Source organism: Klebsiella oxytoca NBRC 105695 (assembly GCF_001598695.1).
GTDB classification, from domain to species: domain Bacteria; phylum Pseudomonadota; class Gammaproteobacteria; order Enterobacterales; family Enterobacteriaceae; genus Klebsiella; species Klebsiella oxytoca.
Window position 1 is genome coordinate 18,434 of the sequence record NZ_BCZK01000012.1, and the last position, 14,024, is coordinate 32,457.

At 54.5% G+C, this 14,024-nt stretch carries 13 protein-coding genes; 1 reads left to right on the forward strand and 12 read right to left on the reverse strand.

The features are described 5' to 3' along the window. Positions 1 to 26 precede the first annotated feature (26 nt). Positions 27 to 965 carry a bifunctional riboflavin kinase/FAD synthetase gene (gene ribF / locus KO1_RS19560; protein ID WP_004108323.1) on the reverse strand — a complete coding sequence of 313 codons (939 nt, stop codon included), beginning with the start codon at positions 963 to 965 and terminating at the stop codon, positions 27 to 29. 330 nt (positions 966 to 1,295) lie between these two features. Here ribF and rpsT point away from each other — a divergent pair, with 330 nt between their 5' ends. Continuing rightward, positions 1,296 to 1,559: a 30S ribosomal protein S20 gene (gene rpsT / locus KO1_RS19565; protein WP_003018940.1), complete on the forward strand. Its 264-nt coding sequence runs from the start codon at positions 1,296 to 1,298 to the stop codon at positions 1,557 to 1,559. Positions 1,560 to 1,658: 99 nt separating this feature from the next. On the opposite strand, the gene nhaR is transcribed toward rpsT, so the two are convergent. The 11 genes from nhaR to KO1_RS19620 all read right to left on the reverse strand — a co-directional run bounded on the left by nhaR (position 1,659) and on the right by KO1_RS19620 (position 14,014). Further along, positions 1,659 to 2,594, reverse strand: a complete 936-nt coding sequence (gene nhaR / locus KO1_RS19570; RefSeq protein ID WP_004108338.1) for a transcriptional activator NhaR — start codon at positions 2,592 to 2,594, stop codon at positions 1,659 to 1,661. A 52-nt stretch (positions 2,595 to 2,646) separates the two neighbouring features. Further along, entirely contained in the window at positions 2,647 to 3,822 is a 1,176-nt protein-coding gene (gene nhaA / locus KO1_RS19575; RefSeq protein ID WP_016809073.1) for a Na+/H+ antiporter NhaA, read from the reverse strand. 148 nt (positions 3,823 to 3,970) lie between these two features. Further along, the gene (locus tag KO1_RS19580) at positions 3,971 to 5,233 is read right to left on the reverse strand and encodes an IS1/IS1595 family N-terminal zinc-binding domain-containing protein (protein ID WP_024273712.1); all 1,263 of its coding nucleotides are present in this window, start codon (positions 5,231 to 5,233) and stop codon (positions 3,971 to 3,973) included. Positions 5,234 to 5,465: 232 nt separating this feature from the next. Next, the gene (locus KO1_RS19585; RefSeq protein WP_004108345.1) at positions 5,466 to 6,959 is read right to left on the reverse strand and encodes a sulfatase family protein; all 1,494 of its coding nucleotides are present in this window, start codon (positions 6,957 to 6,959) and stop codon (positions 5,466 to 5,468) included. A gap of 433 nt (positions 6,960 to 7,392) precedes the next feature. Continuing rightward, the gene (locus KO1_RS19590; protein WP_004108350.1) at positions 7,393 to 7,692 is read right to left on the reverse strand and encodes a hypothetical protein; all 300 of its coding nucleotides are present in this window, start codon (positions 7,690 to 7,692) and stop codon (positions 7,393 to 7,395) included. Positions 7,693 to 7,754: 62 nt separating this feature from the next. After that, positions 7,755 to 8,600, reverse strand: coding sequence for a DsbA family protein (locus KO1_RS19595; protein ID WP_017145021.1), 846 nt, complete (start codon positions 8,598 to 8,600; stop codon positions 7,755 to 7,757). 29 nt (positions 8,601 to 8,629) lie between these two features. Further along, positions 8,630 to 9,334 (reverse strand): pili/flagellar-assembly chaperone, encoded by a 705-nt coding sequence (locus KO1_RS19600; RefSeq protein WP_032725853.1) that lies wholly within the window; start codon positions 9,332 to 9,334, stop codon positions 8,630 to 8,632. Further along, positions 9,327 to 9,824, reverse strand: coding sequence for a fimbrial protein BcfF (locus KO1_RS19605; protein WP_049128444.1), 498 nt, complete (start codon positions 9,822 to 9,824; stop codon positions 9,327 to 9,329). Before KO1_RS19605 ends, KO1_RS19600 begins: the two co-directional genes overlap by 8 nt. 35 nt (positions 9,825 to 9,859) lie before the next feature. Next, a complete protein-coding gene (locus tag KO1_RS19610; protein WP_004110439.1) occupies positions 9,860 to 10,396 on the reverse strand; it encodes a fimbrial protein BcfE in 537 nt (178 codons plus the stop codon). Next, entirely contained in the window at positions 10,397 to 11,404 is a 1,008-nt protein-coding gene (locus KO1_RS19615; protein WP_004108362.1) for a fimbrial protein BcfD, read from the reverse strand. Further along, complete coding sequence (locus tag KO1_RS19620; protein WP_029779276.1) at positions 11,405 to 14,014, reverse strand: fimbrial biogenesis usher protein; 2,610 nt, start codon at positions 14,012 to 14,014, stop codon at positions 11,405 to 11,407. Between the last annotated feature and the right edge of the window lie 10 nt (positions 14,015 to 14,024).

Sequence of the window (14,024 nt, forward strand, 5' to 3'; positions counted from 1 at the left end):
TTTCGGTTTGATAAACACCGTCAGGGTTATGCCTGCCCGGTTAGCCCAAAGAAGTCGCGGGCCGTTAACTCATCACGTGCGATTTGCGCTTTTAGCTCATCAAGCGACGCAAATCGCTGCTCGTTACGTATTTTTTTACGCAGTATTACATCTATATGGCGACCGTAGAGGTCCATTACAACATCCAGGAGATGGACTTCCAGCTGCTGACGCACGCCGGACACCGTTGGACGAGTACCAATGTTGGCGACGCCCATAAAAGGTTTGTCGCCAAGCCCTGTCACTTCTACCGCATAGACCCCTTTAACCGGGGAAACCTGACGACGCAGCGGTAAATTCGCCGTCGGGAAACCTATTGTGCGCCCGAGTTCATCACCGTGCACAACGCGGCCGGAGATGGTAAACGGATGCCCCAGCAGCGTCTCCGCCAGGGGCAGATCGTCGTCTGCCAGCGCCTGGCGCACCGCGGTGCTGCTGATGCGCACGCCGCCTTCACAGAAGGTTTGGGTGCTGGTGACGTCAAAGCCGTACTCCACGCCGGCTTTTTGTAATAACAAGAAATCCCCCTGGCGACCTGCGCCAAAGCGGAAATCATCGCCAACGGCGAGGAACTGAACGCCCAGCTGGCGGACCAGCAGTTCGCTGATAAAGTCCTGGGCGGTCAATGCCGCAAAGCGCCGATCGAAACGCACGCACAGGACGTAATCGACGCCGCTTTCAGCCAGATAGTTCAGCTTCTCACGCAGGCGCGTTAAACGTGCCGGCGCTTTATCGGCGGCAAAAAGCTCAAGCGGCTGCGGCTCAAAAATCATCACCACCACCGGTAAGCCACGCTGGCGACCTTCTGCGCGCAAACGCTGCAATAATGCCTGGTGCCCGCGATGCACGCCGTCAAAATTTCCAATGGTCAGCACGCACCCGTGCGGGGCCTGACTGAGATTATGTATGCCGCGTATCAGCTTCATGTCTGGCTCAAAACAGTGAAAATCGTCCGAGTATACCTTGTACAACTGGCGACGTTAACCAGCGATTGCACCTCTTCACCGAAAGATCCCGGGAATTCATTCACTCAGCGCGAGATTGCGGGAAAATCTCTCCGGCGTCGTCGATTTTTATGGTTGAAAGGCTGTATTCGCCTGCAACAAGCTGGTAGAATCTTGCGCCATCACTACGTAATGAAGCGTTGTTCGTTTAAACGACGCTTATTTGCACAAATCCATTGACAAAAGAAGGCTAAACGGGCATTCTCCTCGGCCTTTGAATTGTCCATATAGAACACATTTGGGAGTTGGACCTTGGCTAATATCAAATCAGCTAAGAAGCGCGCCGTTCAGTCTGAAAAGGCCCGCAAGCACAACGCTAGCCGTCGCTCTATGATGCGTACTTTCATCAAGAAAGTATACGCAGCTATCGAAGCTGGCGACAAAGCTACTGCACTGAAAGCATTTAACGAAATGCAACCAATCGTGGACCGTCAGGCTGCTAAAGGTCTGATCCACAAAAACAAAGCTGCGCGTCATAAAGCAAACCTGACCGCTCAGATCAACAAACTGGCTTAATCGTCTGCTTGTTGTCGCTTTGTAAAAAAACCCGCGAAAGCGGGTTTTTTTATGTCTGTCGTCTATCGCTCAAAGCGTCAACCATCGCGCTTCTGGCGACTATTGCTTTGCCGAACCGCCAGAAACAGCGCTGTCCTGGGCCTGCGGCGGCGTAAAGAGCGCCGAATAGTCGCGATGACAAATACGCTGCACCGCCGGATGCTGGATCATTCGTTCAGCGAAGATCGCGTGATACTCTTCCATGACGTTGTCCATCCGTCCGATCTCAACTATCGACTCATCGCTATAGAAATCATGCGCATACAGCGTCGGGGCAACGAATATCGCATTATGCGCCGCGCCGAAGGCTTTCATCAACGCCGCATCGTCAAACTCGCCGAGGATTTCCACCTGCAATCCCTGCGAGTTAAACCAGTTGAGCAGCTTGCGCCCTAACATCGAACGACGGCCAGGGATCAGTAAGCGACGCTCTTCCAGACAGGCCGGGAACGGCTTTTTCGGCGGCGGATTCATGCACCAGAAGCTGACGCTGCATTCGCCAATTTTCACTGAAAACAGCCCTTCCTGCTGGGTTGAATCAATAGGGCAGTCGGAAATAATCATATCGAGCTTATGCTGGCTAAGCTGCTCCAGCAGCATTTCGTGGGTTGATTCGAAACAGCGTAAATGGATCTGTTCGTTATCGACAACGGCAGCATCCAGTACTCCGCTCACCAACCTTTTCGACAGCGCGTCCGCGACGCCGACGTCAAACAGCAGATTCGACTCTTTACGATAGTTAACGATATCGAGCATTTCCTGGCTCAGCGTAAACATGCGATCCGCATAGCGGAAAACCAACTCGCCTAATTCGCTGGGCTCCAGCCCTCTTCCTTTTCGCTTGAACAACTTCCCCTGCAGGCGCTCTTCCAGCGCCTTAATTTGCCCGGTAATGGTCTGCGGCGTCAGGAACAGCGCTTCCGCCGCGCCAACAACGGAGCCTTCTTTATAGACATGCCAGAAGTAGTACAGATGGTTGTAGTTGATATGCGACATGCTTCTCTCCCTGATAATGTCCAGGAGAGCCGTAGCGGCTCTCCGTGAGATGTTAAGCCGCGTAGCCCGAATCCGTTACGCGCTTACGCAGTATGATGTATCCCGTGACTGCCGATAATATCGATCCAATCAGGATGCCAAGCTTGGCCCAGTTGATCAATCCGGGGTCGACGCTGCCGAAGGCCAGGGTGGCAATAAAAATCGACATTGTGAAGCCAATCCCACATAGAATGCCGACCGCCATAATTTGCTTGCAGGTTGTCCCTTCCGGCAACGAGGCCCATTTCAGCTTCAGCGCCAGCCAGCAGAATACGCTAATTCCCAATGGCTTACCGATAAACAGCCCGGCAATAATACCTAACGGCAGCAGCGAGGTCAGCCCTTCTACCGTGACGCCCTGCAAAGAAACGCCCGCGTTAGCGAAGGCGAACAGCGGCAGGATCAGGAAGGCCACCCACGGATGCAGCACGTGCTCAAGCTGCTTCGCCGGCGATTTACCGTTCTGCTCTTTTAGCGGGATCATAAAGCCGACAATGACGCCAGCCAGCGTTGCGTGAACCCCCGACTTCAGCACCGCAGTCCAGAGTATGGCGCCGACCAGAATATAGATCCCGGTACGCCGTACGCCGCTCAGATTCAGCGCTGCCAGCACCATAATGGCGCCGGCAGCGACAACCAACGACACCACGGAAAGATCGTGCGTGTAGAACAGCGCAATGATAATAATGGCGCCCAGATCGTCGATGATGGCCAGCGCCATCAGAAAGATCTTCAGCGCAGCGGGAACCCGATTGCCCAGCAGCGCCAGTACGCCCAGCGCGAAGGCAATATCGGTCGCAGCCGGAATCGCCCACCCTTCTCTGGCAATCGCATCCTGGCCGTTAAATGCCAGATAGACTAACGCCGGAACCACCATGCCGCCCAACGCCGCGACGACCGGAAATACGGCCTGGCGACGGCTGGCCAACGCGCCCTGTTTCATCTCGCGCTTTACTTCCAGACCTATAAGCAGGAAAAATACCGCCATCAGCGCGTCGTTTATCCACAACAGCATGTTCTTGTTGATCTCTAACGCGCCTACACGCAGCTGAACGGGCGTCTCCAGAAAAGAGCGATACAGGCCGCTGGTCAGGCCCGTATTGGCTAATAGCATCGCCATAGCGGCGGCGAAGATGAGGATTATCCCCCCGGATGCCTCGCTATGAAAAAAACGCTGTAGATGTTTCACTTTTACCTCACCTTATCGGCAAACAACTCGATAAAAGTATAATACAGACGCAAATACATCGAAAAAAGTAGGTTTAAATTGCCGTTAAGATCGTTTTTTACGAATGTACGCCCGTCAAATGCTGACCGGGTTAACCGGGCAGTGAAGTTTAAAAAGGCAGGCAGAAAAGACGGTTGTTATATTCATATTTCAAATGATTTAGCGCAGACGTCACGTTGGCAGGCGACATCCTGGTGAGCCAGGGAAGGAAAGGATGGTGATAAATATAGTCTATAAATTCGCTGGCGCTTCGCAGGGTCGCATGCCGTAACAGGCCGGTTTTCTTACTTCCGGTCAGGTTACAAACGGCCATGGCGTAGTCCCGCGTGGAGAATGTTCGCCAGACATTGTTGCGGATCCCGCCGCTGTAGAACAGTCGCGGTGGCATTTCGCCCTGAGGGGGGTTTACACCGCGTTCTCTGACGAATGAGATATGGCAGCGCCCCTGCCGGACCTGCGCCAGGTTTGCCATCATACATCCGCCAAGGATGAAACACTCATGATCGAGATAATGCTGCACATTTAGCGAACGCTCATCGGTTAACATTCGCACCAGTTCAAAATGTCGATAGGCCGGCAATACGGGTTTAACCAGCATACCTCGCACATGCCGGTGCAACGTTCCCGGCCCGTAATCAATATCAAACAGCGCGCCACGACGCCGCATAGTGAGCATTTCTTTGCGTTGCACGAGATACGCCAGCGTGCCTGGGGGCAGTCGTTCTTCATATTGCGATTGATACTGATACGCCGGCTCAACCGGGCGTGGAGTATAGTTCGTCGAGATAGCCACCACTTTACCGCTTTTTTCCTCAGCGGTGACCAGCACATACAGCCGATTCTCTCCACCGTTAAAACCAAGGCTAAACGCCCGGGTGGTGAGAACAATATCAAACGCCGGAAAGTCAAAAGCGCGCTCCGCCAGGTCCGCGCGATAAGAGAGGTTAGCTAATTCGCGGCCTAATGTAGTGTTATCGATTGCCAGTAGAGTGCGAATATCGTTAAGCGAGCTGCCTTGCTGGATGAAAGCGGCAAGCTCCTGCTGGCGAGGCGTGAGGGTCAGGCTGTCCGGTATCACGAAGGTCTTGCTGCAGTCGCGACATGCCATACGCCGCTCGCCCTGCGCCGAGTAGCCGTAGCGTTTTAGAGAAACGCTGCCGCATCCCGGACACTGCTTAACCAGCCCCTTCCATCCCTGGTTTACCGTGCGGCGAAAAGCGTTAAGGGAAATCGCCGAAATGGGCGGAAAGAGAAAGCCGCATTCCCGGCACAGGATATTTTCTCCCTGACGAAGATAATCAGGGCTATTAAGCACGCCAAGATTTTTACAACCGGGCGTTTTGCAACTATTAACATTAACGTCGTTAAACATATTCACTCACTGCGAATATTTCCCTCGGGCCTCGCTGATTTTATCACTATTATTTCTCCAGGGTAAAAGCGCGTTATCACCCTTTTTTTGATTATGAGTAACGGTTCAGGTTATTGCAGCCTCTGTCTATCCGCCGATGCGGGCCAATAAAAATACCTGATTCAACGTCAGAACGCTGAATCAGGCAGGTATGGCGCCTGGTAGCATACGATTATGATATGCTAATATTTCATCAGCCCCAGGTCACCGGCGTCGGTTTATCTCCGCGGGCTTTCATCAGTGAATCATTATCGATGTCATTTTTATATTTCAGAAACTCAGCGAACATCCGCTGCTCAATTTCGGGCTGCTTACCGATTTGATTTAGCGTTTCTGCGCGATCCTGCTTCAGATTATAGAGGTATTTAGCCTTACCTTCGCGATCAATAATCATTTTCCAGTCGCCGTCGCGAATCGCCCATTCATCGGTCGGATCGTCCTGGAACGGCATATCGATACCGAAAATCAGCGGTTTTTCCCGCTTGAACGCTTGCTTCTCCAGTACCGGTACGATTGACTGGCCGTCATAGGTACGGTCCTTCGGCAGAGGGAAGTTCATCATCTGCGCCAGCGTCGGCATCCAGTCCAGACCCGACATCGGCGTTTCTGAGACCATCCCCTGCGGAATATGGTGACCATATTTGATAATCGCCGGGACGCGAATTCCGCCTTCCCACAGGTTATCTTTACGACCCCGCAGCCCATCCGTTTCACCAGCAAGGTTCAGCTCATAAACTTTTCGCGCTTCGCGGGTAACCGGGCCGTTATCGCTGGTAAAAATTACGATCGTGTTATCTTCTTCACCCATTGCTTTAATCTTGTCGAGCACTTTCCCTACCTGAGCATCCATATAGCTGATGTTGGCATAGTACTCACCGGCGCCGCGCCAGGGCTTATCCGCCCAATCACCGTAGAACAGATCCGGGTGCTGCTTCGCATAAGCGCTGATATAAGGCGCGTACATATCGAGATATTTCTTCGGCGAGGCCAGCGGGCTATGCACTTCGGTAAAGGCGACGTAGAGGAAGAAGGGGTTGTTATCTTTCTTCTTATCCAGCCAGTTGACGACTTCCGAACTCACCAGCTCGCCGCTGAACGTCTTCGCGCGACCGATAGGTTTCTCGTTGCGGGTAAAACCGGTGGGATAGACCATGCCGTAGCGAGGACGCTCTTTGGCGTTATCCAGCGTTGAGTCGCTCACGAACCCGGCGGTATTGACCAGCCTGTAGTCAAAGCCCATGTCCTTCGCCTGCGGCTGGTCGGTACGATCGCCGCCGGCGTTGAGATGGAGTTTGCCCATAATCGCCGTATCGTAACCCTGCTGCTTCAGCAGATTCGCAATCGTCAGCTCGTTACGGCCTAAGGCAACATTTTTCCCCTCCGGGATCCACGATCTAATGCCCGTACGAAACGGCATGCGGCCGGTCAACAGGCCCGCCCGCGAAGGTGAGCAGAGCGGCGCCGGAGCATAATAATCGGTGAACTTCACCCCTTCCTGAGCCAGCTTATCAATATTGGGCGTTTTGACGATTTGATGCCCATAGGCGCCCAGGTCACCATAGCCTAAATCATCTGCCAGAATGATGACCAGATTGGGATGTTTAGCATCAGCGGCATAAACAGAATGCATGGCGCTACCTGCGCATAATGCCAGGCCAATCAGGCCGGCAACACATGTTTTTTTCATGTTAATCCCTCAGAAAAAAATTTAAAAATTGATAACGCAACATATAACGCATTTAATCCCATAAGCCCTCTGGCCAGATGTATTATTGCTCTCTCACCAGCCTATAATTGCAGATATTCATGGGAGTAAAATTGAAGTATCCATAGCCAAACCGGCCAATCGGGAAAGAAGTATCAATCGAAAAGAAAATGATATTAGTGATTGAAATCTCACATAGCAACGGCATAAAAACTCATGCCAAAAGGGTGTCAATGAATGTTGTTAATAACCACATAAATGAATGTTTCTGTTGCAGAGAATATTCTCTTAACAATAATGAAAACGGCACTGACTCATTAAACAGATGCGCAAGAAATACCCTCTTCTCCGCTCCCTCTCTTACCTGAGGGACCGGGGCGATCGGGTTATTGGCAATGACAGACGGGCGTGAGGATCAGTCATAGACCACGCGCAGCAGCGTTAGCTGTTTGTCCTCATCCAGGTAGGACTTTTCAATCGTGGCATAGGGGGAGGATATGGGCACAATGAGGTTTTCCACGGTGATATGACGCTCAAGACGATCCTGACGCTGGCATAAAATATCGGAGGTTCCCGTTTCGTTCCAGCAGGCGGCGGTTATCACGCTACCGGAAAACTGAAGCTGACCGCCGGAGGCGAGGCACGCGCAGCCGATAAACCATAGCGGCAAGACCAGCGCGGGCATCACACTATGTATGAGGGGCATTTTTTCCATGTTTCGACACTCCTGTGTTTGATTTCACCGGGGCGTGACCACCCCGGTGGATAATGCCGCCCCTAGCCTTTCGCTTTCTGAATCGCCGTCTGCAGAGCGTCCTGCGAGGAGCTGCCGGGCATCACCGAGACGCGGTTAGCCTCCGGCGTTTTCGCCTGTGGCATCACGACAAACGCGGGGGTACCGGAAAAGTTCATATGCTGGGCCAGCGCCTGATTTGCCAGCAGAGCGTCATGAACCGCCCCGCTATCCTGCGCCTGCTTGACCTCCGCGATCTTCTCTTTCGACAGATAATGCTGCGCCAGGCCATAGACATCCTGTTCCGTGAGCGCGCCTTCCACTTTACCGGTGGCATAGAGCGCGTTATGCCAGTCAAGATATTTGGCGCCGCCGTCGCTTAACCACACCTGTTCGCCGATCCTTGCTGCCAGCCCCGATACCGGCCAGCGCGAAGAAAAAATAGGGAACTCTTTGAAAACAAAGCGCGTATCCGGGTTGGCTTTGATCAGCGCCTCGATAACCGGCGCCATTTTGCTGCACCATGAACACTGATAATCAAAGAACATGACCACTGCAGCTTTCGCATCTGCCGGGCCAACGGATGGGCTGGCGCTGCTCAACAGCCCGGCCTGATACTGCAGGGCCAGCTGTACGTAAGCCTGCTGTTGGGCGATCTGCTGCCGCTGATGTAGCGTTTCACTGGCGGCGATGAGAAATTCCGGGTGATTCGCCAGATACGTGGCTACGGCTTCGCCGACTTTATCCGGATGGCTGGCGATATAGGCCTCCGCCGCCGGACCAATCTGCGACGCCGGCTCGCCGTTCTCCGCCTGCGCCGGTAAGGAAATCGCGCCGCTAACCAGCGCCAGCGCCGCCAGGCAGCTCAGCTTTAAAGATGAATCGTGCATAAAACAAACTCTCATTCCAGGGATAAAAATCAGCGCGCCAGCAGTACGTTCGCCGCTATCGGCGGCAGCACGCGGCCATAATCATTAATGCTTTGCCAGCGTACCTCGCAGCGGGTCGCCCGCTGGCACCAGTCGGTTTTGCGCGTCGAAAAAGGGGCGACGACACCTGCGGTATCAATGGGCCGGCCGTTGGCCTTGAGCGAGAAGAGCGTGACGTAATAAGGGCCCGGGTTCTGTACCGACAGCCCCTCCGGGGTCAACGTCCAGCGCAGCCCCCGGTACGCCTGCTGGGGATTGCCTGCCAGGCCAGCAGGACGATAGATAAGCTTCAGCGCGGAACGAAAGGCCATCTGAACATGATGGTCGCCAGGCTTACCGGAGGGTATGGCGGCAATACTCAATGTGAACAGGCTTTCCCGGTCGGAGGGGAGCGCGTCGCCGGTCCAGGTCACGCGCAGCGTATTCTCCTGCTCTGCCGCAAGACGGAACAACGGCGGCGTAATGATAAAGGGGGGTCTGTTCCCTGCGGCAATAGCCGCGCCGGGCCATCGTTGCGCCGACTGAATGTGGCTATCAATAAGCCAGCTCTCAGAAGAGGTGTTGCTCACCGGCACGCTTAGGGTCGGCATCTGCGCATGATAGATAAACCGCGTCCCGCCGATCACCACGCCCGCCTGAGCCACAGGGATCGGCAGCAGCCAGCTCATGACGATATAAAAAAGGAGTTTATTCATAGGCGAGGATAAACGTGGCTGAAGCATTCGCCTTTCCGGCCGTAACCGCGCTGCCGTCCGCGACATAACGAGCATAGAACTGCAGATGCGCGGAAGTCTGCCCCGGAGAAAGCGCGATGACTTCGCTCGTCTGCCCTGGCGGAATAAGATGTTTATCCTGGTCATAGAGGCCAATGCCAATCCCTGTGGCATCGTCCGCCGCGTCGATAAGCGCCAGGAGATCCGTATTTCGCTGATTTGCCGTCCCGCTGAAGCTCACCGTAACGCCGCTGACGGTGCTGCCGCAGTTCTGCAAATCAATGGCGAAAGGCTGCCAGGCGGAACCATCGCCAGCCTGGTAAAACTGACGGTTCGATACGCTGCCCATCTCCACGTTAATGTTTTCTGAATCCGGCGACAGCGTGCAGGTATTGTCGGTAATCGTGCCGGTGACATAGACACGCCCGTCATGCGCGTCTGCCGTTGCTGTCGTCAGAAGGCAGCAAGCCATGCAGGCATAATAAGCATATTTATTCATCGCCGCGCCTATTCGTATTGCAGGTCGAAATACATCACCGCCGTCGCATTGCCGGAGGTGACCACTGGCCGTGTCGATTTGTAGCGAATGTAGAAGGAGAGCGTATTGCGCCCGGCCTTGAGGGGATAAACTACTGATTCACTATTATTCATACTGACATCATCTTGATCTTCATCAAGCAGCTCCACGCCGATGCCGCTGGCCAGCATATTTTCGTTACCCATGCCGGTATCGGTCAGCGCCAGCAGCGACGGATCATCACTGTCTGCCGTGCCGGTAAACCAGATTTTGGTTCCGGTAATTCCCCGGGAGCAGTTTTTCAGATTAATGTTAAACGGCTTAAATTTTGTTGTCGTTCCGGTTGCGGGAAAATCCTCAACCGAAAACTGCCCCAAATCGATACTCTGGCTGACGCTGGAAATCTCCACATCGCAGGTTTGCGCAACGATCGTGCCGGTAAATTCCAGGTTATTGCCGGTATCACTGGCCTGGCAAAATGGGCTCCCGCAGAGGAGCGCTAAAAAGAGACCGCGTTTTAAGCTCATTTAGTCGAAGTCCACCCGCAGGTTAGCCAGCGCGGTAAATACGCCCTCCGCGGGAATTTCACCGGTCGTGCTAACCGGATAAGCCTGCAGCGCGATGTTGGCTTTGCCCGCATCGTCAGTGACGAAAGGCACCACGCTGCTGGCATCGTTTGGCGTCAATACCGCGCCATCGTTGGTCTCAACCACCACGCCGACGTCCGGGTTATCCGAGGCGATAGCCTGGTTAAGGTGAGTATCCGCTGTCGCAATCAGCCGCAGGCTTAAATTAACCTGCGAATTCACGCCGCTGCATTTCACCGGCACCCTGAATTTTTTATTTCTGACGCTCACCGGCTTTGCCCCGGCGCGGTTGAAGCCACCGCTATAAAGCGAGCCGAAATCCACAAGAATGGTCTGCCCTGCGTTGATTTCGCAGCTTTGTGGCACGGTTACCGTTCCGCTGTAAGCAATGTTGTAAACCACGTTGCTCAGGGGATCGCTCGTCCCTGTCGTCACGTAGACGTTGAACATGGTCTTCGGAGTGATAGTGACGGTTCCCACGAAAGGCCTGGCAATCTTGAGCTGAAACACCAGGTTCGAGTCGCGGATGTAGAACGGTTTGCCGGCGTTTACGCTGTCATCGGTGCCCATATAGGCGTAGTTGGTAGGGAGATAAAGGGTTCCTGCCGCGGAGTCGTCAATTCTCATCGCCCCCTCCAGATAGTCAGGGTCGAGCTTTAAATACTTCCATGGGCCGCTGGTTTCAACCACGGCGTAGGGTGAAACATAGGAACGATACGTCCGGTTCGAGAATGCCGACCCTGCGGGACACACGGCCTGAACGTTCACTTCCTGGTTTTTGGTCAACTGAACCGTATTCCCCGCCGCGTTTTGGGCCGCCGTGAGGGTGGTACTCAGATCGTAATCGACCGTAGTAGGCGCGCCGTTGACGTTTTGACAGACGGCAGCCTGAGCCGCATTGGCTAACAGCAGTCCCGCCAGCGGAATAAAAAATAAACCTGTCTTCATTTAGCGGCATTCCACGCGTTGTCGCACCAGGGCCTGCCGGGTTGCGGGAAGTTGATAATGCACCAGACACTGCCGGGAAGCTCCCCGGCCCCACTGCACTTTGAGCGTTCCCTGGGGGCTCAAACCGGCCAGGTAAACTTCGCCGCCATCGCCGACGATCGCCTCCTCCGCTGACGCATCGGTCGAGGCGGTCGCGCCGAACGGTACCGGCTGCCCGTCGTGCAGCAGCGTCAGGAGCGCACGTTCGCCGACGCGCGCTTTAAAGCTGGCCAGTACCAGCGCGCCCTGCGTAGGCACGACGTTCACGACGGCATCGTCGATATCCACGTCATCCGCCATCGAGTTCACATCCAGCGCCATGCGATTTTGGCGATAGGTCGTGGCGTAAGGCACCACCGCATAGCCCCGGCGATCGGTATGAATGCCCGGCTCGTCATCAATATTGACATTGCCTGCTCCCGGAGCGGCGATCAGCACGTTGGTCTCGCCCAGCGGCTGGCTCAGCGTTAAGCCGTGCGCATGCGCCACTATGCCGCCGCTCAGACCGTAATTTATCTGCTGATAATCGCCGTTATTGCTGGTGTTATAGCCCACGTTGACATTGCCTTCGGCGCCATCATATTCGAGGCTGGCGGCGCCGCTTTTACCAACGCCATGATTTTGATAACCCTGCTGTACGCTATAGCTGAGATTGTTTTGCGCCAGCGCGGTACCGCTTATTCCGGCATTTTGGCTGACGCCGCCGTGCCGATCGGTACTGGTGCTGAACGTGGCGTAGATATTGTGATGCTTGTGGGTAACATCATCGCTGTGATGTAGCCACTGGCTGAGCGGCAGCGAGAGATTCAGGGCAATAAGCTGGTCGCTCTTGTCCTCTCCCGGGGCACGGCTTTGGTTATAAGAGAGGCTCCATGACACGCCCGCCAGGGTATCGCTATAGCCCACTTGCAGCAGCGTGTTCTTCTCACCGGTATGCCAGTAGCTCTGCTGACTACCGGTTACATAAAGCGAACCAAAACGCCCAAGCTGCTGCGAGATATTCAGCTGAATCTTGCCGCGTTTGGTGTAATAGAGGTTGTAGTAATCGCTCCAGCTACGCTGGTCTTCATTTTCGTCGGTTGGACCGTTATAGCCAGACATGCGCTTCAACGCCGTCTCGTCGAGGGTATAAAAACCCGATGTTGAGTAGCGATAGCCGAGCAGCTGAAAGTTAGTTCCCAGACTATTCAGCGATTTAGCGTAAAGAAAACGCGTGGATTGCCCCTGATGCTCGCTATCATCAGCCAGGGTGCTGCGCGCCTGGGTCAGGTCGACGGAAATCGCCCCCCAGTCGCCCAGATTGGCTCCCGTACCTAACGCCAGCGCGCGATAATGATCGGCAAACTGCGTCCCGCCGTAGACGGTAAAGCCGTGCGGCAGGCCCCATATCAGCGTCGCCTGGCCAAACTTAACGTCCTCTTTCTGGCTGCTGTCGCCGCGATAGCTCGCCGCCGTGGCCGCGTATTTCAACCGCCCTTCACGTTGCAGAATTGGCACAGCGGAATACGGCACGCTATAGCGAGTGATGCTGCCATCGGACTCTTTTATCTCAACGCTCAAATCACCGCTGCTGGCCGTGGAGTAAAGGTCGTCAATGGTAAATGCGCCGGGAGAGACGTAGCGCTGGTCGATGGTGTAGCCATTCTGCCGAATGGTCACCTGGGCATTGCTTTTAGCGATACCGTGGATGGTCGGTGCGAAGCCTTTCATACTGTCAGGCAGCATGTTGTCATCGGAAGCCAGCTGAATGCCGCGAAAGGGCAAACTGTCGAAGATCGCGGAAGGCGTATAGCTATCTCCTGCGGTCAGTTCGCTTTTCAGAGCGCGCAAATCGCGCTCTACATACGTGCTGATATGCTGCCAGTCGCTTTTATTGCTCTCGCCGCCGCTGTTATCGTTCCAGGTGGAATAGTTACGCAAGCGCCAGGCGCCAAGGTTCAGGCCACTGTTAAGGCCAAGAAACAGGGTACGGGCATCAACGCCGCCCTCGCTGCGATCGCGGCTATTCGCACCGGTAAACGTGTAATTAAGCAATAGCGCGTTGATCCCTTCATCCCAGTATTCAGGTGCAATATAGCCCCTGGCGCTGTTCTTCATCGCCGCCTGGGGAATACTGATATTCAGGCGCTGCTGGGTGAAATCAAAGCGCGCGAAAGCCGCGGGAATGGCGGCGGCAATATCCACGCACCCTTGAGAAGAGGGCTTTAACAACCCCGGAAAGGCCTCAACGTTCACCTTCATCTCTTTGAGCATATCAGGCGTCAGACAAGCGCTTAGCCCGGAGTCGTCTGCGGCTGGCGTCCTGGCGGAGGGTTTCGCTTCGTAGAAGGTCATATCGCGGGTGGCAAGAAAGGCGCCATTCAGATAGACGTCGACCCGATAAACGCCAGGCGCCTGGCCGTTGCCTTCAAAACGTGAAAGATCGGCGATCCTGGACGGATCGTCCGATAAAAACGCGGGATTAAAATAGTTATCCGCCCAGCCCTTCGGCAGCGTTAACACGCTGACTAAAGTCAGGGTCATCAGCACCGGTTTACTGACAGACGGCGATTGACGCTTTATAGCAGCCATTTTCTGCACG

Bases quoted from the DNA above. Each gene is read 5' to 3' on its own strand.
- ribF (WP_004108323.1), bottom strand. From the start codon at position 965: ATGAAGCTGATACGCGGCATACATAATCTCAGTCAGGCCCCGCACGGG.
- nhaR (WP_004108338.1), bottom strand. From the start codon at position 2,594: ATGTCGCATATCAACTACAACCATCTGTACTACTTCTGGCATGTCTAT.
- KO1_RS19580 (WP_024273712.1), bottom strand. From the start codon at position 5,233: ATGTTTAACGACGTTAATGTTAATAGTTGCAAAACGCCCGGTTGTAAA.
- KO1_RS19585 (WP_004108345.1), bottom strand. From the start codon at position 6,959: ATGAAAAAAACATGTGTTGCCGGCCTGATTGGCCTGGCATTATGCGCA.
- KO1_RS19590 (WP_004108350.1), bottom strand. From the start codon at position 7,692: ATGGAAAAAATGCCCCTCATACATAGTGTGATGCCCGCGCTGGTCTTG.
- KO1_RS19595 (WP_017145021.1), bottom strand. From the start codon at position 8,600: ATGCACGATTCATCTTTAAAGCTGAGCTGCCTGGCGGCGCTGGCGCTG.
- KO1_RS19600 (WP_032725853.1), bottom strand. From the start codon at position 9,334: ATGAATAAACTCCTTTTTTATATCGTCATGAGCTGGCTGCTGCCGATC.
- KO1_RS19605 (WP_049128444.1), bottom strand. From the start codon at position 9,824: ATGGCTTGCTGCCTTCTGACGACAGCAACGGCAGACGCGCATGACGGG.
- KO1_RS19610 (WP_004110439.1), bottom strand. From the start codon at position 10,396: ATGAGCTTAAAACGCGGTCTCTTTTTAGCGCTCCTCTGCGGGAGCCCA.
- KO1_RS19615 (WP_004108362.1), bottom strand. From the start codon at position 11,404: ATGAAGACAGGTTTATTTTTTATTCCGCTGGCGGGACTGCTGTTAGCC.
- KO1_RS19620 (WP_029779276.1), bottom strand. From the start codon at position 14,014: ATGGCTGCTATAAAGCGTCAATCGCCGTCTGTCAGTAAACCGGTGCTG.